General features: G+C 69.6%; 20 protein-coding genes and 1 pseudogene. 16 read left to right on the top strand and 5 right to left on the bottom strand.

What is annotated here, in order from left to right:
• Positions 1-251: 251 nt before the first annotated feature.
• Positions 252-998 carry an MBL fold metallo-hydrolase gene (locus SK854_RS06115; RefSeq protein ID WP_319973996.1) on the bottom strand — a complete coding sequence of 249 codons (747 nt, stop codon included), beginning with the start codon at positions 996-998 and terminating at the stop codon, positions 252-254.
• 352 nt (positions 999-1,350) lie between these two features.
• On the opposite strand from SK854_RS06115, the gene SK854_RS06110 reads away from it, so the two are divergent.
• The 5 genes and pseudogenes from SK854_RS06110 to SK854_RS06085 all read left to right on the top strand — a co-directional run bounded on the left by SK854_RS06110 (position 1,351) and on the right by SK854_RS06085 (position 6,167).
• On the top strand, positions 1,351-1,773 hold the full coding sequence (locus SK854_RS06110; RefSeq protein ID WP_319973995.1) for a hypothetical protein: 423 nt from the start codon (positions 1,351-1,353) through the stop codon (positions 1,771-1,773).
• 146 nt (positions 1,774-1,919) lie between these two features.
• The gene (locus tag SK854_RS06105) at positions 1,920-3,350 is read left to right on the top strand and encodes a sialidase family protein (protein ID WP_319973994.1); all 1,431 of its coding nucleotides are present in this window, start codon (positions 1,920-1,922) and stop codon (positions 3,348-3,350) included.
• A gap of 255 nt (positions 3,351-3,605) precedes the next feature.
• Positions 3,606-4,919, top strand: a complete 1,314-nt coding sequence (locus SK854_RS06100; RefSeq protein WP_319973993.1) for a protein kinase domain-containing protein — start codon at positions 3,606-3,608, stop codon at positions 4,917-4,919.
• A gap of 309 nt (positions 4,920-5,228) precedes the next feature.
• Positions 5,229-5,432: pseudogene (locus tag SK854_RS06095) on the top strand (cold-shock protein); the annotation flags it as partial.
• A gap of 30 nt (positions 5,433-5,462) precedes the next feature.
• Positions 5,463-6,167, top strand: coding sequence for a cold shock domain-containing protein (locus tag SK854_RS06085; protein WP_406601749.1), 705 nt, complete (start codon positions 5,463-5,465; stop codon positions 6,165-6,167).
• A gap of 733 nt (positions 6,168-6,900) precedes the next feature.
• Here the strand turns inward: SK854_RS06085 and SK854_RS06080 are convergent.
• Positions 6,901-7,536: a hypothetical protein gene (locus SK854_RS06080; protein ID WP_319973992.1), complete on the bottom strand. Its 636-nt coding sequence runs from the start codon at positions 7,534-7,536 to the stop codon at positions 6,901-6,903.
• 308 nt (positions 7,537-7,844) lie between these two features.
• Here SK854_RS06080 and SK854_RS06075 point away from each other — a divergent pair, with 308 nt between their 5' ends.
• The 6 genes from SK854_RS06075 (at position 7,845) to SK854_RS06050 (ending at position 18,051) form a co-directional block, all read left to right on the top strand.
• Positions 7,845-11,027, top strand: a complete 3,183-nt coding sequence (locus tag SK854_RS06075; protein ID WP_319973991.1) for an AfsR/SARP family transcriptional regulator — start codon at positions 7,845-7,847, stop codon at positions 11,025-11,027.
• 302 nt (positions 11,028-11,329) lie between these two features.
• On the top strand, positions 11,330-11,968 hold the full coding sequence (locus SK854_RS06070; protein WP_319973990.1) for an AAA family ATPase: 639 nt from the start codon (positions 11,330-11,332) through the stop codon (positions 11,966-11,968).
• Positions 11,969-12,199: 231 nt separating this feature from the next.
• Positions 12,200-12,721 carry a YbaB/EbfC family nucleoid-associated protein gene (locus SK854_RS06065; protein WP_319973989.1) on the top strand — a complete coding sequence of 174 codons (522 nt, stop codon included), beginning with the start codon at positions 12,200-12,202 and terminating at the stop codon, positions 12,719-12,721.
• Between the two features lie 18 nt (positions 12,722-12,739).
• A complete protein-coding gene (locus SK854_RS06060) occupies positions 12,740-13,051 on the top strand; it encodes a type VII secretion target (RefSeq protein ID WP_319973988.1) in 312 nt (103 codons plus the stop codon).
• Positions 13,052-17,641 carry an RHS repeat-associated core domain-containing protein gene (locus tag SK854_RS06055; RefSeq protein ID WP_319973987.1) on the top strand — a complete coding sequence of 1,530 codons (4,590 nt, stop codon included), beginning with the start codon at positions 13,052-13,054 and terminating at the stop codon, positions 17,639-17,641.
• Positions 17,638-18,051, top strand: coding sequence for a hypothetical protein (locus SK854_RS06050; protein WP_319973986.1), 414 nt, complete (start codon positions 17,638-17,640; stop codon positions 18,049-18,051). The genes SK854_RS06055 and SK854_RS06050 overlap by 4 nt, the downstream gene beginning before the upstream one ends.
• Before the next feature lie 323 nt (positions 18,052-18,374).
• On the opposite strand, the gene SK854_RS06045 is transcribed toward SK854_RS06050, so the two are convergent.
• Positions 18,375-19,337: a DMT family transporter gene (locus SK854_RS06045; RefSeq protein WP_319973985.1), complete on the bottom strand. Its 963-nt coding sequence runs from the start codon at positions 19,335-19,337 to the stop codon at positions 18,375-18,377.
• 82 nt (positions 19,338-19,419) lie between these two features.
• On the opposite strand from SK854_RS06045, the gene SK854_RS06040 reads away from it, so the two are divergent.
• On the top strand, positions 19,420-20,340 hold the full coding sequence (locus SK854_RS06040) for a LysR family transcriptional regulator (RefSeq protein ID WP_319973984.1): 921 nt from the start codon (positions 19,420-19,422) through the stop codon (positions 20,338-20,340).
• On the opposite strand, the gene SK854_RS06035 is transcribed toward SK854_RS06040, so the two are convergent.
• Complete coding sequence (locus tag SK854_RS06035; RefSeq protein WP_319973983.1) at positions 20,265-20,543, bottom strand: hypothetical protein; 279 nt, start codon at positions 20,541-20,543, stop codon at positions 20,265-20,267. The genes SK854_RS06040 and SK854_RS06035 overlap by 76 nt on opposite strands.
• A 23-nt stretch (positions 20,544-20,566) precedes the next feature.
• Complete coding sequence (locus tag SK854_RS06030) at positions 20,567-21,196, bottom strand: NADPH-dependent F420 reductase (RefSeq protein WP_319973982.1); 630 nt, start codon at positions 21,194-21,196, stop codon at positions 20,567-20,569.
• A gap of 65 nt (positions 21,197-21,261) precedes the next feature.
• Between SK854_RS06030 and SK854_RS06025 the strand changes: the two genes are divergently transcribed.
• From SK854_RS06025 to SK854_RS06010, 4 genes are all read left to right on the top strand, one after another.
• Complete coding sequence (locus SK854_RS06025; protein ID WP_319973981.1) at positions 21,262-21,621, top strand: winged helix-turn-helix transcriptional regulator; 360 nt, start codon at positions 21,262-21,264, stop codon at positions 21,619-21,621.
• 54 nt (positions 21,622-21,675) lie between these two features.
• Entirely contained in the window at positions 21,676-21,879 is a 204-nt protein-coding gene (locus SK854_RS06020) for a hypothetical protein (protein WP_319973980.1), read from the top strand.
• 244 nt (positions 21,880-22,123) lie between these two features.
• A complete protein-coding gene (locus tag SK854_RS06015; RefSeq protein ID WP_319973979.1) occupies positions 22,124-22,276 on the top strand; it encodes a hypothetical protein in 153 nt (50 codons plus the stop codon).
• On the top strand, positions 22,273-22,629 hold the full coding sequence (locus tag SK854_RS06010) for a hypothetical protein (RefSeq protein WP_319973978.1): 357 nt from the start codon (positions 22,273-22,275) through the stop codon (positions 22,627-22,629). Before SK854_RS06015 ends, SK854_RS06010 begins: the two co-directional genes overlap by 4 nt.
• Positions 22,630-22,908: the final 279 nt, after the last annotated feature.

Raw genomic sequence — 22,908 nt, 5'->3', positions numbered from 1 at the left:
ATGGCACGGGAGAACCTTCGCCGCGCCGCAAGCAACTCGCCGTCACCACGCTGGCCGTCCCGGCCGTTTGCCACGCCACGTCCACCAACGGCGTTGGCCGCTTCGGCTCGGGACCGTCACCCGCCTGCGCAGTGGCGAGCGGGGCAACTCGGTAGACGGTCAGGCGCAGCGTGTCGTCAATCGGCATGACGGCTGGACGAGTCGCTGTGACGCGATGTCGGGCCAGAAGTGCTGTCGACCGAGGTCGGTGTTCAGGCGATCGTGAGGGGGACAACGAGATCTTCCTCCGCTGCCAGCACATCACCTCTGAACTCGACCCGCGCGGCGGCCACTGAGGTCGCCCGATCGTTGCCCGGCCAGAAATGGGTGAGCAGGACCCGGCGCGCGCCCGCGAGCTGGGCCCATCGACCCGCCTCAGCCGAGGTCATCAGGTTGCGCACCGGCTGGCTGACCTCGCCGTCCCGATCCGTGGCCTCGATGATGAACAAGTCGGCGTCCCGGCCGAGTTCGGCCAGCAACGGGTCGGGACCGGTGTCTCCGGTGTAGGCGAGGGTCATCCCGTCGGCCTGCAGTCGGACGCCGGCGTTGGGCACGTGGTGCGGCAGCGGCACACCGGTCAAGGCGAACGGGCCGACCCGATAGGTGCCGGGCAGGGGGTGCACCTCGAAGACCGCCCGCAGGTCCACCTCCGGCTCCAGGCCGCTGAGCCGGGCGAGAACACCGGGCGGGCAGTACAGCGGCACCTTCGGCTCGCGTGGACCGCCGTAGAAGCGCATGCGGAACAGACCGTGCAGGTCGATGCAGTGATCGGGATGCTCGTGGGTGATGACCACAGCGTCCACTCCGCCATCCGGGCAGCGGGCCAGCAGACGAGGCAGCGTGGCGTAGCCGAGATCGAGCACCAGCCGGTATCCGTCCCAGTCCACCAGAAACCCGCTGCATGCTCGCCCGGGCTCGGGGAATGCACCACAGCTGCCCAGCACGGTGATCTGTCGCATCCTGGCAGCATTCCATTCGAAAACATCATCGAGCGCATCGTTCTGGCCTGATCCGCCACCTCGAACTCGTCTTCCGCATCGGAATACCGGTGACCGTCCGCAACTCGACATGAGCGCGCCTCTGCTGGCACACGATCTGCGACACCAAACAGATGGCGGTGGTGACCGATCATGACTCGAAAGTGTTGGCGCGCAGGACGTTCCGCTGTCGTGCCTGGAAATCTGGTGTCGCGCTGGACTGGGCCGAGCAGCGTGCGAGGGCGAAGGGCTTCGCCGGGGTGACGGTGGCGTGCGAACCGACTGGGCATCGGTGGCGGGTGCTCGGTCGGCTGGCAGCGGACCGTGGCATGCCGTGCTGATCGCCCGGCTGACCGCGCGACTTCGCTGCTATGTCCCCGAACCGGTCGACGAGACCGGGGGACGGCTGCGGCACTTGGGTGCCCGCCGCGAACAGTTGATCGTCGAGCAGGTCACGGTTCACCGAGCTTGTGGATCTTGGGCATTTGCAGGAGCGGGAGTCGCCGTGTTCGCCGGCGTCCACGGCGCGCTTGGCGAGCGGTTCGTCAATCAGGTCGCCTGGTCGACAGCGGTGAGGACGGACGGTTCCGCATCTCCCTGGCGCCAGGCGACTACACCCTGCACTCCCGCGAACCTCGCGGGAACGCCTCTGCCCATCGCGCAGCCGATCGATGTGCACGTCGTTGCGAACCGTTTCACCACCGTGGAGGTGCCCTTCGATTCCGATGTCCGCGATGCGCCGAGCCCACCCGCCTGAACCGCCCAACCGCATGCGCAACGATCCGGTCCGCTACGGCGATTCACCCATGAGGGGGAACACGGACATGCGGAGGTACCCCTATGCATGCGACCAGACGGCTCACCGCAGCTGCGGCAGTCGTCCCTCTGATCTTCTTCAGCACCATGACCGGGGCATCGGCGGCCCCCTTCTCCGCCGGGCCCGACGTACTGGTCAGCGGCCCGTCGACGCTGACCGGCTGCCCCTTCGGCGCGTCGGCGGACTTCGCTGCCGCCTACGACAACACCGAGGTCGAACCGCAGGTGGCGGTCAACCCGGTCAACCCGAGCGAGATGATCGGCGCGACCCAGCAGGACCGGTGGCCGGACGGCGGTGCGCGCGGCTTGTCCTCGTGGATCACGCACGACGGCGGCGCGAGCTGGACCAAGCTGCCGGACGTGCCGTGGAGCGGCTGCCAGGGTGGTCCGACCCGGTTCGGCCGGGTCACCGACCCGTGGGTGACCTACGACAAAGCCGGTAACGCCTACTTCATCGGCCAGCCGATCGACTCGGCCGCGCTCGGCCTGTCGGCGATCTCGGTGACGAGTCTCGACCGGAGCACCGGGGCCTGGCGGGCGCCGCAGATCATCCAGGAGGACGCCGGCGACCGGGGCGTGTTCAACGACAAGGTCTCCGTCACCGGCGATCCGACTCGTCCCGGCTACGCGTACGCGACGTGGATCCGCGGGAGCTACCCCAACGACGGCCGGCAGCACCCGATCGCGGACCTGCACTCGTTCGCCTATCGCGGGAAGCCGATGTTCTCCCGGACGACCGACGGCGGGCTGACCTGGTCCACTCCGGTGCCGATGCGTGACTCGAACGCCTACTTCCAGGGCAACCAGATCGCGGTCGGCCCGGACGGCACGCTGTACAACGTCGCCGCGAACCTCTTCACCGGCGCCGGGCTCAACGACAAGGGCGTCTACATGGGCGTCATGACCTCCCGTGACGCCGGCCTGCACTGGTCGGCGCCGGCGAAGATCGCGCCGATCACGTTCGCCCAGCTGGTCGTGCCCGACGACAACTTCCCGATCCGCGCCGAGGACTACTTGCCCGACATCGCGGTCGACATGACCTCCGGCGCGGTCTACGTCGTGTGGGCCGACGGGCTCGGCACCGCGCTGAACAAGGTCGTGCTGGTCAAGTCCACCGACGGCGGTCGGCACTGGAGCGGCCCCACGGTGGTCGCCACCGGTGGCACGGGCGTGCAGTCCTACAACCACGCGATCGACGTGTCGGACACCGGCATGGTCACGCTGACCTACTGGGACGACCGGAACAACGTGCTCGGTGACGGCGTCGCCACCACCGACATGTGGGTCCGCCACTCGCACGACGGCACCCAGACCTGGGAACCCGAACAGCACCTGCACGGGCCGTTCAACCACTACACCGCCCCGGTTTCGTACTTCGCGCCAGGCGATCCGAGGGGACTGTTCCTCGGCGACTACATGGGACTCGAAACGATCTCGGGCAACAACACCATCGCGTTCTTCACCTCGACCAGCAACGACGGAGCCGACGTTCACGCCGTGCGGCTGAACCACAGCTGACCGCGTCACGGGTGCGGGCGGCTCGCCCGCACCCTGTGCTTGCCGACGTGCCGTCTGTGCGGGTTAGGCAGCCTGATGCGGCTGAAACGACGTGGTCGCCGCGTCGTTCGCGGCTCACCACCGGCCGACGCCGACGCTCCCACCGCCGTGACGACAAAGGTCGCGTCACGGTGCGAGCGCGGCTCTAGATCTAGAACCCAGCTCGCGCGAAGTCGAAGGTGGCCGATGGTCGGCTCAGCCAAGTAGCGTCGGCATGTGCCAGAAGAGGGTGAGGTCATCGCCGGGCGTTACCGGCTGGTGTCGTCGATCGGGCAAGGATCCATGGGGGTGGTCTGGCAGGCGCGCGACGAGCAACTCGACCGCGTGGTCGCGGTCAAGCTGCTCAACACGGACCGGCGGTCCCCGGACGCGGTGGCGCAGATGCTGCGCGAGGGCCGGGTCACCGGTCGGCTGCGGCACCCGCACGCGATCAGCGTGTACGAGGTCGTCGAGCACGACGGCAAGCCCTGTCTGGTGCTGGAGTACCTGCCCTCCCGCAGCCTCGCGGCGCTGATCGCCGAACGGGGCGCGCTACCGCCGGGCGTGGTCGCGGCCGTGGGCAGGCAGGTCGCCGCCGCGCTGGAGGCGGCGCACGCAGTGGGCATCGTGCACCGGGACGTCTCGACGTTCAACGTCCTGCTGGCCGAGGACGGCATCGCGAAGATCACCGACTTCGGCATCGCCCGCGCGGTCGGCGAGGGCACGGTGACCGACGCCCGTTTGATCGTCGGCACGCCGGCCTTCCTGGCGCCGGAGGTGGCGGCGGGTGAGGCGGCGACGTTCGCCTCGGACGTGTTCTCCCTCGGTGCGACCCTCTACGCGGCACTGGAGGGCACGCCGCCGTTCGGCGTGGACGACAACCCCTACGCGCTTCTGCAACGCGTGGTGCGGGGGGAGTTCGAGCCGCCACGGTTGGGTGGCCCGCTCGGCGAGGTGCTCCTGCGCCTCCTGCATCGTGACGCGGCACAACGCCCGACGATGGCCGAGGCCCACAAGCTGCTCGCGGCCGTCGCGGAGGGGCTGCCGCTGCCCGCTGCGCCCCCGCAGAGCGGGACGCGGACGCTGCTCGTCCGCCGCCACCTGCCACGCCGGGTGATCGCGATGGTCGCCGGTGCGGCCGTCCTGGTCGCCGCCGGTGTGGTGATCGGCACCGTCGTGCAGGGCGACCGCCCCAGCAGCAGCGCCCAGACCAACTCCACCACGGCGACGACCACGGTCACGACCGCGACCGCCTGCGTTGCCCGTTACGAGGTGACCAACTCGTGGCCGGGCGGCTACCAGGTCGAGGTGATCGTGGACAACACCAGCCGAGGCGGCCTGACCGGCTGGACCATCACGTGGCAGCCGGCTGCGGGCCACACCATCGGCAACCTGTGGAACGGCACCCTGACCCAGAACGCGACCGCGGTGACCGTCACCAACGCCGGCCACAACGCCGTGCTCGCTGCCGGGGGAACCACCTCGTTCGGGTTCGTCGCCGCCGGTCCTGAACCCGCTCGCCCGGCCGTGACCTGCACCACCGCCAACTGAAACGGTGGCTTACCGGCCAACGGAAGGTAGGCGGCGGGGCTCCGGGAACGCAGCCACCAGGTAGGCGGGGTGATCAACGAGTACCGATGTGCGGCTTGAGCTGCAGCGATGAGCATTCGACCGGTACAAGATCGGCGAGAAACGTAATGCGGACGTCCGCATACTCGGGCAGCGGCTGGTGACGGCGCGCGAGCTTCGGTGACTTCGGCGACGTACTCACGGCGGAGCTGCCGCGCGTCGGGTTCAGGATGTACGTACGGCGCCTGGGACACTGGACCCTCGACCCACCCGCTAGACCAGGAGTGCACCGTGCAGCAGGGAACCGTCCGCTGGTACGACCTCGAGCGCGGCTTCGGCTTCCTCGCCCCCGACGACGGCGGCGACGACATCTTCGTGCACGTCTCGCAGGTGCAGGGCGAGGGCGCGGCCCGGGCGCTGCGCGAGGGCCAGACGGTGGAGTTCGAGACCGGTGAGGGACCCCGCGGTCCGCAGGCGTTGCACGTCGCCGTCACCGGGGACGTCGCGCCCGACGCGGCCCTGGGCGTGCTCGCCACCGTCTCCTGGTACGAGCCGGCCAAGGGCTACGGGTTCGCCGCGCCGGACGGCGGGGGTGCGGAGGTGTTCGTGCACTCCTCCGCCATCGTCACCGGGGGCGTCCTCGCGGCCGGGCAGCGGGTGGCCTTCGTCGTCACCGCCGGGGAGAAGGGTCCGCAGGCCCAGCACGTGGTGCCGCTGGCCTTCGACGCCGGGGTCCGCAGGGCGCCTCTGGTCGTGCCCGGCGACGGCGCCGACGGCTCCGTCCTGTGGTTCGACGAGGAGAAGTCGTTCGGCTTCGTGGTCGCAGACGACGGGGCGGGCGACGTCTTCCTGCACGTGCGCGCCCTGGTCGACGACCGGTACCTGCCGGCCGAGGGCGACCGGGTCACGTTCACCACGATCACCACGGACCAGGGTCGTCAGGCGCGCGAGGTGCGGTTCGTGGCCGCCGGCGAGCCGGTGGAGGCCGCCGCAGCCCCCAGTCAGGCTCGTCCGGCCGCCCGGCCCGCAGCCCGCGCCGGCGACGGCTCGGTGGCCCGGTACGACGCGGACCGCGGCTTCGGCTTCATCACCCCCGACGCGGGCGGGCCCGACCTCTTCGTGCACGTCTCGGTGGTCTCCGGCGAGCCCCTGGTGGCCGGCGAGCGGGTGCGCTTCCGCATCCGGCAGAGCGACCGGGGGCCGCAGGCCGATGCCGTCGAGCGCGCCTGACCGTCCAGGATGGTCGGGCGCCTCGAAGCGGGCGACGTAGCGGCGCCGTCACGGCGTCTCGACCGAGCGGTGGTCGTAGCGCGCCCGCACGTACGCGACCGCCGTCCAGGCACGCCAGCGCGGTGCGGTGCGACCGTGACCCCGCCGCAGGCGAGTTCCACCCGCTCGTCGCGCGCGCGGCTCCACGCCTCCCACAGCGGGTCCGCGGCGGGTCGGTGCTCGCAGCCTTGCTCGTGCCCTGGCCCGCGCGACGCTGTGCCGGTTCCGGCTCCTGGTGAGCCCGGACACGGCGCTGAGGTGGCATCGCGACGTGATCAAGCGCCGTCATGCCGGCATGAGCGTGAACCGAGTGCCTGGACGTCCGCGTACTGTCGCTTCGATCCGCCGTCTCGTGACTTCATGCCGTGTTCTTGGCCCGGCATGACCCTTGGGCCGCTAATCTGATCAGCAAGTCATCGGCCGTAAGACCCGGCAAGGGTTTCAAAACTGGCTCCACATTCTCATGGGCGATTTCATGTCAGCTTCATTTGTGAAGTCGGTTTGAGGCGGGCGCCCTAAACAATATCGGTTGCTTGTCCGGAATCTGGTTGTGATCGAGCACTGTTGTTGACCTGTGGTCCGCTGAGTAGGCCCGGACGGCTGGGCGCCGAGTTGTCCGGGCCTACTTGGCGGATTTGACGCCCGTGCGCGGGCACGGCACCGTCCCGGTCTGCGGGGCGCCTTGACGGTGGACCTAGTGCAGACCGTCGACGCAGACGCTGTAGTTGCGGTAGCAGGTGTCTCCGTCGATGTAGTTCCCGTATGGGTCGGTCATGTAGACCCAGATGTTGTCGGCCCCGCCGACGACGTTCGCGTCAAGGCCCATCGGTGCCTGTCCAGTTCTGTTGCACCAGGTGCTGGAGCTCTTGAAGTCCAGCGAGGTGCTGCCTGTGAACGCCCGCCCGTAGATCCGACGGCACTGGACGGCCTTGAACGTTCCGGTGAGACCGACCGACCGGTTGTACCAGGTGGCCGTGCCGTAGTAGTAGCTCCCCTCACCGTCCGAGATGCTGAAAGAGCTGGTGGGGTATTCGGCGGCGGTGGCGGGCGCCGCCGCGAAGACCATCCCGGCAACCGACGCCACCGCGGCCACAGCCGCGCCGGCCTTCCTCGCGCGACTCTTGCCGCGAGCACGCCGGGTGCCGCTCTCCTCAGCCGCAGCAGAGCCGGCTGTTTCCGGACTCAGCCTGGGAACAGCAGTGATGACGGCTGCCAATCCTGCGATCATTCGCGCAACTCGCATGTCGATCCCTTCTGAATTTTCCTGGTTTCCAGCTGTCGTCCGGGTGATTTCGTCGATTTCGCAACGATGTCCGGTCGAGATATCCAAGAGTCGTTCCACCGCCCTGGCGAATTCCGCCCTTCTTCTCGGATATCTGCAGCGATGTCGTGGTCGCGGGCGGGAACGGGTCCCGTGTCCTTCCGTCCGGTGCGGCAGGTGGACTGCCATAGGTGCCACGAGCCCGAGTAACGATCACGGGTTTTGTCCGTGCTGCGCTTCGGTGCCCATGGGAACAATGCGGGTCCGATCGTGTGAACTTCTCACAGGTTTTCTGTACTGCGGTGCTCAGGTCGCTATGCCTGTATCCCTGGGGGCAACAGGGGAAGGGGGCGGTGAACGTGGTGGTGGTGCGTCTGTTGGGTGAGGTTGGCGCGGAGGTCGGCGGGCGGCCGGTGGACCTGGGCACGCCCCGGCAGCGGTGCGTGCTGGTCGCGTTGGCGGTCGACACCGGGCGGGTGGTGCCGGTGGATCGGCTGGTCGAACGGGTCTGGGGTACCGATGTCGTGCCGAAGGCGCGGTCGACGCTGCACAACTACATCTCCCGGCTACGCCGAGTGCTGGCCTGTACGGACGGCGTGGTGATCGTGCGTCGGTCGGGCGGCTACGTCTTGAGCACTGATACGACCGAGCCGGTGGTGGATCTGCACCTGTTTCGCGATCTGCGCACCAACGCCGATGCGGATGACGACGAGCAGGCCGCTCGGTCGCTGACTCTCGCACTGGAGTTGTGGCGGGGGCAGGCTCTGACAGGCGTGGACGGCGAGTGGGCCGAAGCCGAACGTGACCGGCTCGAGTTGGAACGATCGGCCGCGCAGCAAGACCTGGCAGACGTCCTGCTCCGGCTGGGCCGCGGCGGACAACTGGTGGTCAGGTTGGCCGAGCAGTCCAGTGCGGCCCCTTTGGACGAGCGAGTGGCCGGCCAGTACATGCTGGCCCTGCACCAGGCCGGCCGCACGGCCGACGCATTGGAGCACTACCTGCAGGTTCGTGCTCGACTGGCCGAGGAACTGGGTTCAGACCCTGGCGCGGCCCTGCGAGACCTGCACGGTCAGATCCTGATCAGCGGCTCCGGGCACGGGGTGGATCCGGAGCGCGGCATCGAGCCTCGGAGCGCGGTGAACGAGGTGGGTGCCACCCAACCTCGGCGTCGATCGCGATCCGAGGTCCGCCCGAGTGCCACAGGTATCGCGCAGTTGCCGTCCGCCCCACGGAGTTTCGTCGGTAGGGAGGAAGCGCTGAGCGTCATGAATGGCGAACATGACGGGGTCAACGGCAGCCCGGTGGTGCACGTCCTGACCGGCACTGCGGGCGTGGGCAAGACCGCGCTGGCACTGCACTGGGCTCACGGCAACCGGGACCGCTTTCCCGGCGGACAACTGTTCGTCAACCTGCGCGGACACAGCGCCGGAATGCCGCTGACGGCAAGGCAGGCACTGGAGGAGTTGCTGGAGGCGCTCGAAGTCGCGCCGATCAGGCGACCCGCCGGCGTGGACGGCGCGTCCGCGGTCTACCGCTCGACGTTGGCGGACAGGCAGATGCTGGTCGTGCTCGACGACGCCGTCGACGCGGGTCAGGTTCGTCCCCTGCTGCCGGGCACGCCGGACTGCACCGTGGTGGTCACCAGCCGCTACAGGCTCGACGGCCTGGTGGCACACGAGGGTGCCCGGCAACAGCGGCTGGACGTGTTGGGCGTGGACGATGCCAAAGCGGTACTCGACCGGATCATCGGGGGGACGCGTGTCGCCGCCGAACTCGAAGCCGCCAACGAGCTGGTGGCACTGTGCGGTGGGTTGCCGCTCGCCCTCCGCATCGCCGCCGCGCACCTGGCTGCCCAGCCGAACCGCTCGATCGGCGACTACACGACCGCGCTGCGCGGCGGCGACCGGCTCGCGGCGCTGGAGCTGCACGGCGACCCGACCGCGGCCGTCGGCGCCGCCATCGAGTTGTCCTACGCGGCCAGGGCCCGGTCGACGCAGCGGGTGTTCAGACTGCTCGGGCTGGTGCCGGGACCGGACGTGACCGCACCCGCGGTCGCGGCGCTCGCCGACACCGGCCTCGCCGAGGCCGAGCGCGAACTGCGGGACCTGGTGGCTGCGAGCCTGGTCGAAGAACCTGCCCCCAGCCGCTACGCGCTGCACGAGCTGACCCGGCTGTATGCCGCCGACCGCGCCGTCCAGGACGGACGCGACCCCGTGGACCGTCTGCTCACCTGGTACGCGATCGCCGTCGACACCGCCGCGGACATCCTCGATGCCGGAAGGCTCCGCTTACCGGGGAGCACTTCATGGACAGGCCACGGGCCGATGTCCTTCGACAGCAGCGGTGCCGCCCTGGCCTGGTTCACCGCGGAGGCGTCCAACATCACGGCGATCGTGGGGCTGGCCTCGGCCACCGGTGAGCACCGACTGGCCTGGCAGGTGGCCGACGGGTTGAAGGGGTACTTCCTGCGGGGCAACACCGCGCAGTGGGAGACCGTCGTCCGCTGTGCCCTCCATGCCGCGCAGACCGACGGCAACCCACATGCGGTGGCCGCGATGGACAACAGCGCCGGCGTGCTCGACTTGATGAGGGGCGACCACGCCTCGGCGGTCGACCACTTCGAGTCGGCGTTGACTGCGGCGACAGGCGCCGAGTGGCCCCTGGGCAGGTGCACCGCGCTGTCCAATCTCGGCATCCTGCACTACTACACCGGCACGCTGCAGGCGGCGTTGGAACACCTGCGTCGAGCCGACGAGATCGCCACCGCCGAATCCACGTGCCTGATCCACACCGGCACTGTCCTGATCAACCTGGGGATGACCACACTGAGGCTCGGCCGCCCGGCGGAAGCCCTCGACTACCTCACCAGGGCACGCGCCGCGCAGGACACGTCCGGCCACGACCGGGGACGCGGCGCCGCGCTGACGTGCCTGGCCGAAACCCACCTGCACCTCGGCGACCTCAAGAAGACCGAGGAACTCCTCGACTCGGCGGCTCCGCACATCCGACGGGTCTCGGCGGGCTACGAGACCGCCTGGTACCTGGGGGTGAGAGGGAGGCTCGTCGCCCTCCGCGGCGACTACGACCAGGCTGCAATCCTGCTCGAACAGGCAGTGGGAGCCGCAGAAGGCCACCACGCCGTCGCGGTCGACACGCAGAACACACTCGCCGCGATGCACTGCTTCAGAGAGCGGCTCGACGAAGCTGAGTCGCTGCACCGACACGCACTCACAGCCGCCGACCACTCGCACTACGGACAAGGACGGATCGAAGCACTGCTCGGCCTGGCTGCGGTTCACCACCACCGCGGTCACCTGGCGTCCGCCGTCCACGACGCCACCGCGGCACTCGACCTCGCCCGCCACACCGGCCATCGACCTCACGAGGGCCACGCCCACGCCGCCCTCGCCGCGGTCCATGTGTACCGAGGCGACCACCGGACAGGAGCCGACCACGCCGAACAGGCACGACTGATCCACGCGGAGACGGGGCACCTGCTGGGCGAGGCACAGGCCCTGCTGCTGCTCGCCATGACGGCTGGACACGACGAAACGACCTGAGCACCACTGACCTTGGTCGAGCACCCGCACAAGATCGACATGGTGTCCGCGGCGAGAACCTACATGTGTTGTAGGGTCTCGATTCCTGTGGCTTGCCCGGATTTCGAGGGTGGGACGGGTGCAGCACCCGTCCTGATCTGACCCCTTGCTCGCGAGAGTCTGCGCTTCAGACCGTTGCAGATCGAAGGATTCATCCCATGCTTGCGCGCCGTGCGTTCATCCCCGACGAGTTGCTCCCCTCAGGGCCGCGAAGGGCCTGGCCGTTGGATGTGCCGTGCGTTGCGCAGCTCGCGGAGGAGGGGATGACGTTCGAGCGGCCGGTCACTTTCCTGGTGGGGGAGAACGGCTCGGGGAAGTCCACGCTTGTCGAGGCGTTCGCGGAGGCGTGGGGTTTGGACGCGCAGGGTGGGCGGGCTGGGCGGAAGTACGTCAACGACAGGCCGAAGTCGGAGCTGGGCGAGATGGTGCGGTTCGACACGACCGCCCTCGGTGCCCGGCATCGCGTCGGACCGCGGACCAGACGCAAGGGCTACTTCCTGCGTGCCGAGACGGCGTTCGGGTTCATGAACGCGGTCAGCGGCATGAACGGCTACTGGGACGAGGACACGAGCGAGATGAGCCACGGCGAGGGCTTCCTCACCGTGTTCGCCTCGATGTTCCGCGAACCAGGCTTCTACTTGATGGACGAGCCGGAGGCCGCACTGTCGTTCCAGTCGTGCCTGCGTCTGATGCACCTGATGTACGAGCTCGGCAAATCAGGCGCGCAGATCATCTGCGCGACCCACTCGCCGATTCTGGCGTCCACACCGGGCGCGGACGTCATCGAGGTGGGGGAGCACGGTTTCCGCCGGTCGAAGTGGGAGGACCTGGCGCTGGTCGACCACTGGCGCAGGTACATGGCCACGCCCGAGGCCTACCTGCGCCACATCGCCGAGGAGTAGCGGTGCACGACCACCTGAACGACGGCGTTTGAAAAGCGCCTTGGCGGCCGGTCCTCGCCGGTCAGTTGCCGGTACACCGGCCACTCACGTGCGCTCATGCTGTGCCGTCCGTTGGTGCAACCGGGGCAGAGGTTGCCCATCTGCCTGCGAAGCGCGGTCCTGACCTTGTAGCGTCAGGTGATCAACTGCGGGATCGGGCAGTTGCGCGGCCGGTGACGTGCGGAGAGGGCGATGGGCGATCCTTTGTCGGACACCCGGAACATGATCGACGACTGGGAGCGGAACGCTGTCGAGAAGGCGGCGAAGTTCCAGGCGATGGCCGATCGAGTGTCCGAGGTGCGAATCACGGAGTCCGTGGCCGACGGCGCGGTGAGCGTGACCGTCGGGAACAACGGGTTGCCGACGGACATCGCGATGACCGATCGGGTCAAGGCCATGACACCGGCCGAGATCGCCGCGAACGTGCTGGCCGCCATGCGCAAGGCGCAGGCGAGATATCCGCAGGCCCTGGCCGAGATCGTGGCGCAGACCGTGGGTGACGACCCGGCGGGCCGCCACGTCGTCGCGACCGCGGAGGCGAACTTTCCCGCACCGGACGACGAGGAACCGCCGCCGAGTGGAACCACCAGGCGGATCGGGGACATCGAAGAGGACGAGCGGCAGGTGCCGCCGCCTCCTCGTCCGCCTCGCAGGTCGACCGGGCGGGACGAGGGCGATGACGGGGACTTCGGCGACGAGTCGATCCTCAGATGACGCGTGGGGGTGCGTTCGATGAGCGGCTATGAGGTTCTGAGCGGAGAGCTCTTCTCCCACTCCGGCAAGGTGGAGGCGCTGGCGGGCCGGCTGCGTGCCGCGGCGGACGCGGCGAACACGGTGACGATGGACAACAGCGCGTACGGCGTGGTGTGCCAGCCGTTCGCGATGATGTTGCAGCCCTTCGAGGAACTGGGCGTGCGCACCTTGCAGAAGGCTGCGGAGGCTGTCAGCGACGCCGCCGTGAAGATCCGCGGCACGGCCGAGCAGTACGACGCCACGGACGCCGCCCAAGCCGTTTCGCTGAAGGGGATCGAGGGGGCGCTCTAAATGGCGGAGGGGAACCCGCTCGTCGCGCGGCCGCAGAACGCGACGACCGCGGTCACGGGGATCGGCATCGCGGAGTCGGCGCAGGGGCTCGCGCACGGCGTCAGCAACGGTGACTGGGTCGAGGCAGGCCTGTCCGCGGCCGGTGTCGGTCTCGAAGTGCTGTCGATGGTGATCGACCCGCTCGGCACGCTCGCGTCCTACGGCGTCTCCTGGCTGATCGAGCACGTCCAGCCGCTGAAGGACGCGCTGGACTGGTTCGCGGGTGATCCGCCGGTGATCCAGTCGTTCTCCGAGACCTGGGCCAACGTCGCCAAGGAGGTCAACGCGGTCGCCGCCGAGCTCGGCAACAACGCCAAAGCCGACACGGCGGGCTGGACCGGCGCGGCGGGGGACACCTACCGCGGTCACGCCGCCGAGACCGCGGACGCGATCGCCGGAGCGGGCGCGCTGGCGGACGGGATCTCGGCCGGTGTGATGATCATGGGCGAGGTCGTCTCGTTCGTGCGCGAGTTCATCCGTGACATGGTCGGCGAACTGGTCGGCAAGCTCATCTCCTGGGCGCTGGAGATGGCCGCGACGCTCGGTCTCGCGACCCCGGTCGTGGTCGCTCAGGCCACCTCCGCCATCGCCAGGGTGGTCAGCAAGGTCTCCGACCTGGTGCGCAAGCTGGTCAGGACGATCAGCAACGTCGCCCCGCGCATCCGCGGCGTCATCACCAAGCTCGACGAGATCATGGCCAAGCTCAGCAAGCTGCTGCGCAAGGCGGACGGCGGCACGACGCCCGGCTCGTCGTCCACGAGACCGAGTTCGGCGACCACTCCAGACTCGGCCCCGACGCCGAACTCGACGACGACTCCGAGTTCGTCCACGACGCCGGACTCGACGACCAACCCGAGTTCCACGACGACTCCGAGTTCCACGACTACGCCCAGCTCGTCCACGACACCGAGCTCGACGCCCAACTCGTCAACGACACCGTCCACACCGGACACCACGGCACCGTCGTCGACGAACGCGCCGGACACGACGAAACCGTCCGGCACCACCACTCCCACCGACAAGCCCGGCCCCATCCGGGAGCAGACCGGCGACGCACGCACCACCGCCCAGCAGGCCGACCGCCGGACCGGGTGCGCCGACCCGGTGGACGTGGTGAGCGGGCACATGTTCGTCACCCACACGGATGTGCTGCTTCCCGGCGTGCTCGCGCTGACCCTGCGCCGCACGCACATCTCCTCGTACCGCACGGGCCGTCTCTTCGGGCGCTCCTGGGCGTCCACTCTGGACCAGAGGCTGGAGGTCGACCGGGACGGCGTGTGCTTCGCCGGAGCGGACGGGATCCTCCTGGTCTACCCGGCACCGGTGCCGGGTGTTCCGGTGCTGCCGCTGGAGGGCCCGCGCTGGCCGCTGAGCGCGGGACCGGACGGCACGCTGACGATCATCCAGGACACCGGCGAGACGTTGCACTTCGCCGGTGTCCACGGCCTGCACCCGTTGAGCGCGATCACCGACCGCAACGGCAATCGGGTCGACGTCGTCACCGACGACGCCGGGCTGCCGGTCGAGATCCGGCACTCCGGCGGCCACCGCGTCGCCGTGGACCACAACGGCAGCCGGATCATCGCGCTGCGGCTTGTGAACCCGGAACCGGGCGGGGACGACGTGGTGCTGATGCGCTACCGATACGACGAGACGGGCGATCTGAGTGAGGTGGTCAACGCCTCCGGCCTGCCGCAGCGGTTCACCTACGACGCGGACGGCCGCATCACCGCCTGGCAGGACCGCACCAACACCCGCTACCGCTACCTCTTCGACACCGAGGGCCGGGTGGTCCGCACCGAGGGCACAGGCGGCATTCTCAACGCCGTGTTCCACTACGACCGCCAGTTCACGGTGGTCGAGGACTCCCTGGGCCACCGCTCGGAGTTCCACTTCAACCACCTGGGCCAGGTGGTGAGGACCGTCGATCCGCTCGGCGCGACGTCGCGGTTCGAGTGGGACCGCTACGACCGGCTGCTCGCCAGTACCGACCCGCTCGGCCGCACCACCCTGTGCCGGTACGACTCCGAAGGCAGGCGCACCGAGGTCGTCCGCGCGGACAGCTCCGTTCTCCGCGCCGAGTACGACGCATCGGGCCTGCCGGTCAGGGTCGCCGACGCAGCCGGGGTCGCCAACACCTACGACTACGACGAGCGTGGCAACCTGGTCGTGATCACCGACCGGGCGGGCGCGGTCACCCGCGCCGAGTACGACGGGCGGGGGCACCTCGTCGGGATCACCGATCCGTCCGGGGCGCGAACGCGGATCGTCACGAACGCCGCGGGACTGCCGATGGTCGTCGTCGACCCGCTGGGCCAGGCGCACCAGTACGTCCGCGACGTGTTCGGGCGACCGGCCGTCGTGATCGACCCGCTGGGCGTCCAGACCCGCTACAGCTGGACCGTGGACGGGCAGCTCGCCTCCCGCGTCGACCCGGACGGCGCCACCCGCACCTGGCGCTACGACGGCGAGGGCAACCTGGTCGCGCGGACCGACCCGGACGGCGGCCGGACCGTGATCGAGGTCGGCGACTTCGGACTGCCCCGGGCGGTCATCACCCCGGACGGCGTGCGGTCCACCAGCTTCACCTACGACACCGAGCAGCGTGTCACCGCCGTGACCAACGCGCTCGACGCCACCTGGACGTACACCTACGACCCGGCCGGGAACCTGGTCTCCGAACGCGACTTCTCCGGACGCACCACGACCTACACCTACGACGCCGCCGGGCAGCTGACCTCGCGCACCAACGGCACCGGCCAGACCGTGTCCTTCGAGTACGACCAGCTCGGCAAGGTCGTGCGACGGCACGCCGGCGACGACACCAACTACGTCTACAACCAGCAGGACCTGCTCGTCTCGGCGATCAACCAGACGGGCACGCTGACCGTGCGCAGGGACGCCGCGGGCACAGTCCTCGCCGAGTCGTTCAACGGCCGCGCCCTGCGTTTCGGCTACGACCCCAGCGGCCGCCGAGTCCGGCGGATCACCCCTTCCGGTGCGGTCGAGGACCTCGCGTACGACCTCAACGGCCAGCTCTCCGTCCTGCGCACGGCCGGTCGCGCCGTCGCGTTCGACCGCGACCAGCTCGGCCGCGAGACCGGCCGCCGCCTCGACGAGGGCGTGACCCTCGCTCAGCGCTGGGACCCGATGGGCCGGCTCACCGAGCAGAACCTGGTGGTGCCGAACGCGCCGATGCCGTTGCAACGCCGTTTCCACTGGCGGCAGAACGGATCCCTCGCCGCCGAGGACGACTCGCAGCGCGGCGACCGCAGGTTCGAACACGACCCGCTCGGCCGGCTCACCGCCGTGCTCGGCCCAGCCGGCGCCGAGCGCTATCGCTACGACCCGACCGGCAACCTGACCCACACCGAGGGCCAGCCGGACAACGACGCGCAGGGACCCCGCGCGTTCCAGCGCGGCCTGATCCGCAGCGCCGGCCGCACCACCTACGCCCACGACGGCCAGGGCCGGATCGTCGAGATGCGCCGCCGCACCCTGTCAGGAGCGGTCCGCACCTGGCGCTACACCTGGAACGCCGACGACCAGCTGGTCGAGGTGAGCACTCCTGGCGGCGACCTGTGGCGGTACCACTACGACCCGCTGGGCCGCCGCAGCGCGAAGGTGCGCTACGCGCCCGACCGCATCACCGAGATCCTGCGGATCGAGTTCACCTGGGACGGCATCCACCTCGCCGAGCAGCACGCCGCGGGTGTCGTCACGACCTGGAGCGTCGAGCCCGGCACGTCACGTCCCGTGGTCCAGGTCGAGCGGACGGCGCAGGACGGCGGGACGCGGTTCCACCACGTCGTCACCGACCACCTCGGCAGCGCGCGCGAACTCGTCGATCCCGGTGGCCGCGTCGCCTGGAGGTCGGCCACCACCGCCTGGGGTGTGCCGGTCGACGAGCACCAGGCGCGGTGCCCGCTGCGGTTCCCCGGCCAGTACCACGACCCGGAAACCGGCCTGCACTACAACATGTTCCGGTACTACAACCCGGACACCGGCCAGTACCTCACCCCGGACCCGCTGGGCCTGGGCCCGTCGCCCAACCCGTACGCCTACACGACGAACCCGCTGCGGTTCATCGATCCGCTCGGCCTCACGATGTGCGAGCGGTTCAACAACTTCCAGCGCCAGGTCACGCCGGGGGAGCTGCACGGCGCACCGCCCCCGTACCCCGGCGGCCGCCCCGGTCACGCGGCGTCGAAGCACGGAGTCAGCCCCCAGGTGCAGGCATCGATGCTGAACAACCCGGACCGCGTGTTCAGCGGCCACTACCAGGGCACCAACCACCACACCGGCCAGCCGTACACGCGCGAGGTCGACGTCTACTACAGCAACGGCTCCGTGGTGATCACCGAGGCGGGCAACAAGAACTCGGTCATCACGGCCTATGGTCTGGTCGACACGAGGACCGCGAACCCGAGAGCCGTCGACCCGGAACAATGGGCGGGCAACCCGGGCTTCGTCGAGGTCCGGACGAGCAACGGCGTGAACGAAGTGGTGTACCCCAACCGCGAACGCTGGGAGAGGAACGACTGGCCGTGACGGTCGAGAACGGACCCGAGGACACCACCGCAGGCCGGTGGCGGCCGACGATCGGCGCCTTGGCCGCCTCCCTCGGCGAGCACCTCGGTGAGCAGGTCGCGGTGGTCAACGTGACCGAGATGGAGGACGCGTTCTCCTGCCTGGTGCGCGGGCCGGAGTCGTCCGGGTCCACCCTGCGGGTGGGCTGGGAAGCGGTGCTCGGCATGGAGCACTTCGACGGGAAGCCGAACGTGAGCGCGACGGTGTTCCTCTACAGCCGGGGACGCCGGTTGCGGTTGGACGATCACCGCGGCAGTTACCTGGAGATCGTCTACGACGGGCCGCTGGACGGTTCGGGCACGTGGCGTGATCTCGGCTGGCTGCAGGATGACTTCGGCGAGTACGACGCGCACGACCGGTACGGCGGCTGATCTGCGCGGCTGCGCCCCAGGGCTGAAGCTCGGTTCTGCCACCTGCAGGCGCTGCCCTGCCACACCCTGCGGGGTGCCAAAACTCCGCACACATGCGTTGAGCTGCGGTGGTCAGGTTCTGTTGTCCTGCGGGCATGATCGCGGCCCGGTTCGCCCTCCTTCAACGACCAGCTCTGCACACCGCCGTGGTCGAGCGAGTGGTACGTGAAGGGGGCGAAGCTCCACCGCGTCGACGGCGTGGTGCACCTGGTGTCCGACGACGCCCGCAGCAGCTACTTCACCAACCGCGCTCTGCGTGCCGCGGGCATCCCCGTGTACGAGCTTCACGCCGACAACGTGGGCGCCCGGTCCTTCCAGGAATCGGCGGAGCGCTCGCTGGAGGACTGGCTGGAGCGGGAGGTCGTGCGTTCCAGATCACCCGTGGTGCGATGGGCGCGTTCGACGGCCTGCCCCCAGTAGGTTCCCGCGACCATCAGCACGGCGCCCAGTGATGCCCACACGGTGAGGTGCTCGCCGCCGAGGCTGATCCCGACGGCGACGGCCCAGATCGGTTCGGTGCCCAGCAGCAGGCTGGCCCTGCTGGCCGAGGTGCCCTGGATCGCCCAGGTCTGGGCCAGGAAGGCGAAGACGCTGCAGAACAGGGCGAGGTAGACCAATTGGGTCCAGGTCGTCGTGCTGGCCGCGGCCAGCACGGGCAGGTGCGTGATCGCGAGCGGCAACACCAGCGCGGTGCCGACGACGGTCTGGGCGGTCGTGAGGTGCAGCGGGTTCACGGCACGTCCGGCGGTGAGCCGGCCGACGAGCGCGACGTGGCCCGCCCGCACGACCGCGGCGGCGAGCATCAGGGCGTCTCCGAGCCGCGGCGCGTGCAGGCCGGTGGTCGAGGTCAGCAGTCCGACGGCCAGCACGCACAGACCCGCCGCGAAGAAGAACGCCGGGGGCAGGCGGCGACCGCCGCGGTCCAGCAGCGGCGTGAGAACGATGGTCAAGCTGATGATCAGTCCGGCGTTGGCGGCGCTGGTGTGCGCCACCCCGTAGGTCTCCAGCAGCAGGACGGCCGCCTGGGTGACGCCGAGGACGGCGCCGAGCCGGACCTCGTCGCGCGTCCACCGCCGGCGGAGAAGCCCGGTCAGGGCGCCGCACGCGAGTGCGGAGATGGCGTAGCGCGCGAACAGCACCGCCAGGACCGGGAGCGCTGTGGTGGCCGTCTTGGCCGACAGGTAGCTGGAGCCCCAGACGAGTGCGACCAGGAGTAGCACCACGTCGGTGCGGCGGGTCGTGAGCATGTCCCCAACGCTCCACCACCTGCACGTTGAAGCCCATGACCAACGTCTTAAACGATGTTGTAGCCGTCCTACACTGTCGCACGTGGACGAACGGCAACTGCGCATTCTGCGCGAACTGGGGGAGCTGGGGAGCGTCACCGCGGTCGCCGAGGCCCTGCACGTGACGCCGTCGGCGATCTCCCAGCAACTGCGCCTGCTTCAGCGTTCGATCCCGGTTCCGTTGACCGAACGGACCGGCCGCAGGGTGGTGCTGACCGACGCCGGGCAGGCCTTGGCCGTGGCGTCCGTCGAGGTGCAGACGGCGTTGGCGCGGGCACGCCGTGCCGTAACGGACTTCTTGAAGGAGCCGGACGGCGAGGTGTCCGTGGCCGCCTTCCACAGCGCGGCCTCGGCGTTCTGGCCGTTGTTGTTGCGCGGCCTCGCCGACGCGGGTGGCCCCCGCCTCGCTCTCGCCGACGAGGACGTCGCCCAGGACCGCTTCCCTGCCCTGACCCGTCACCACGACCTCGTGCTCGCCCACCGTTTCGACCACGGTCCACAATGGCCGGATTCGGTGATCGCCATCACGCTGATGCACGAGCCTCTCGACGTGGCCCTGCCGATCGGCCACCCGCTGACCGCGAAGCCACGGCTGTCGCCGCAGGACGTCGCGGACCAACCGTGGATCACCGTCAAGGACGGGTTCCCCCTCATGGCGATCATCGACGCGATCGCCAGCGTCGCCGGCCGCCGGCTCGACATCGCCCACCGCATCAACGACTTCACGGTGAGTGCCGAAGCGGTGGCCGCCGGCGCGGGCATCGGGTTGATGCCGCGCTGGACCGCCCGTGCCCATCCGGACGTCGTGCTCAGGCCGTTGAGCGGAGTCCAGGCCCACCGCGACATCGACGTGCTGCACCGGCCGGAACGGACGGCGCGCAAGGCCGTTCAGACGGTGCTGGCCGAGCTGCGCCGCGCCGCCGCGGTGATCCAGACGCCGCCCACAACCCCGTCACCAAGCTGATCAGGAGCAGACAACCCAGTGCCCGCCCAAGACAGGGCGACGGAAAACGCGAGGGCGCGCCATCGGTCGCGGGTCATCACCAACGGCAGCACTACGGCCGGCACACACGCGGTGATGCCGGTGTCGAGGTACCCGAGCAGGTTCAGGTGCCACAGGCCTTCCATGCCGAACACCGCGCCGAGGTCGGTCAGGACACCGAGCACCAGTCCCGGGGGAAGCGCGTAGATCAGCGTCCCGGTGACGGCCGCGGCACCGCCGAGCCGGGGTCGACGCCGGAGAACGCCAGCCCGATGACGAACCCGGCGACCTCCTCGAGCTGCCGGGCGCGGCTCAGCCCTCCCAGCACCGCCGGCCGTGCGCCCACGTCGCGGACCAGGCCGGAGGTGATCCGCAGCGCGTCCTCGTGGTCACCGGCGAGCACCACCGTCACCGGCTCGCGGCCCTCGTCCCACTGGTCGGCGGCGAACAGGTGGAACGCCTTGACCACCTGGGCGCCCGGCGCCCAGTCGGCGACGTGTTCGGCCGCCGACCGGCCGTCCGGGACGAGCAGCCCGCCGACGCCGTGCGCGACGGCGTTGGTGGGGTCGATCAACGGCGTGCCGGCCAGTGCTCCGTCGGCCGCACCGGAGGCGCGCAGGGCGTCCGGCAGTCCCTGCCAGGACACGGCGAGCAGCACCGCGTCCCGCCCGGCGACCGCCTCGGCCGGGGAGACGGCTGGCGTCGCTCCCATCCGCGTGGCCGCGGCCGCCGTCTTGTCCGGTGAACGACCGCCCACCAGCACTTCGTGCCCGGCACGGCACCACGCCGTGCCCAACGCGACGGCCATCGTGCCGGTGCCCAGGATTCCGATTCGCATGAGGTCCAACGTTAGGAAGCCGACGCACACCGATCGGTAGGGAACGGACCCGCGAGAATGGCACCGTGAACGACGAGCTGCTCGTGGACTGCCGGCTGCGCGCGGCCACGGAACTGTTGTCCCACACCTGGGACCCGGTCGTGCTCGCCGGCCTGCGCGCCGGACCACGGCGCCGTTCCGAGCTGCTCGACGCGGTGGGCGGTCTCAGCGACAAGGTGCTGACCGAGACCCTGCGCCGGCTGCTCGCCCACGGCCTGGTCGAGCGCCGCAGCCACCCGGCCGCGCCGCCCCGCGTCGAGTACCGGCTGAGCGCACTGGGGGAGAGCCTCGTCGAAGGCCCGCTGCGCGAGCTGGGCCGGTGGATCGCCGAGCACGGCGACGAGCTGCTGGAGGCGCAGGACCGGGGTGGAGCCTGCTCCACCTGATCTCGGCAGTCCGCGGTATCGGCGGAGCCGGCGAACGCACCTAGTTTCATTGCCATGAACACGGAAACGAACTCCTCGCCCGTCCGCAACCGCGCCCTCCTGGCGATGCTCCTGGTCGGCAGCCTCGCCGCCAACGTGACCGCTCAGGCGTTCGGCCTGAGCCTCTTCATCAGCGCCGCGTTCGGGCTGATCGCCATCGCCAGCGGTGTCGCGCTCTTCTCCAGCTACCGCAGGAACCGCGGAGACGCGCGGAACTGAAGCGGCCACCGCCGCGCGACCGGCGATTTGTTCCTATCGCTGAAACCACGCGATACAGGTGCTCCCATAGATGTCTCGTCATCTTCGACGAGTGATCCATTCATCGGAACGGCTGGCACCTCACTGCCTGCGGCGCAGGGGCTGGCGGCCACCTGGTGGTGGCCGAAAGCACAGGTCGGCAACACCCGCCCCGGCGCGACGTCCCCGCTCGGCATGGATCACGCCCTACAGCGAGGGCATCACCGTGGAGCGGCCCGGGCCGGTCGGCGACTACCGGGTATCCGATGGCCGCTACCTGGCCGGGCTGACGGGACGCCTGGTCGAACTGTTCGCCGAACCGGTCCCGACCACCTGCGTGTCGATGTACCTGGCTCTCCCACGACGCCGTGGTCCGTGACGCCGTCGACGCGGCACGTGCGTCCGGCAGCTGAGAACCCGTCGTGGGGGTATCGACGCATCCACGGCGAACTCGCGTTTCTCGGTGTCGCGATCGCTGCCTCCACGGTGTGGGAGATTCTCAAGACCGCCGACATCGATCCGGCACCGCGTCGGACAACCGTTACCTGGGTGGACTTCATGCGTTCGCAGGCTGAAGCGATCCTGGCGATGGAGTCGTCCACGAGTACCACCGCGTCGCTCAACCAGCACGGATGCGGTTTTCGGCACCCACAACGCCGTTCGATCGTCACGTTAAGCGATTTGGGGAAAGCGGTGTCGCGGGCGCCAATCGGCGGCCGGGCCGTTCTCTGAAGATACACATTTCCGGATCGCGCGGATTTCTGGGCCAACGGCGCACCGTCGGCGGGTGAGCAAGTCAGTCCTGTGTGGCTTCGGTGAAGAAATCCGGCCCCAGTCGCTCCGCGACCTCGTCCATCGGCGTCACTGCTCCACCGCAGCAAGGGCTCGGCTCACCCACTACACTATGCGACTGATCGGTCACGGTGGGACACCGATACCGCTGCGGTACGGGCGCATACGGGGGTGGCGGCATAGGAAACGCGACGGACTGGGTCCTTCGCTCAGGAGACC

It is taken from the genome of Lentzea sokolovensis (assembly GCF_033949975.1).
GTDB classification, from domain to species: Bacteria; Actinomycetota; Actinomycetes; order Mycobacteriales; family Pseudonocardiaceae; genus Lentzea; species Lentzea sokolovensis.
This window is presented reverse-complemented; position numbering and strand designations above follow the sequence as displayed.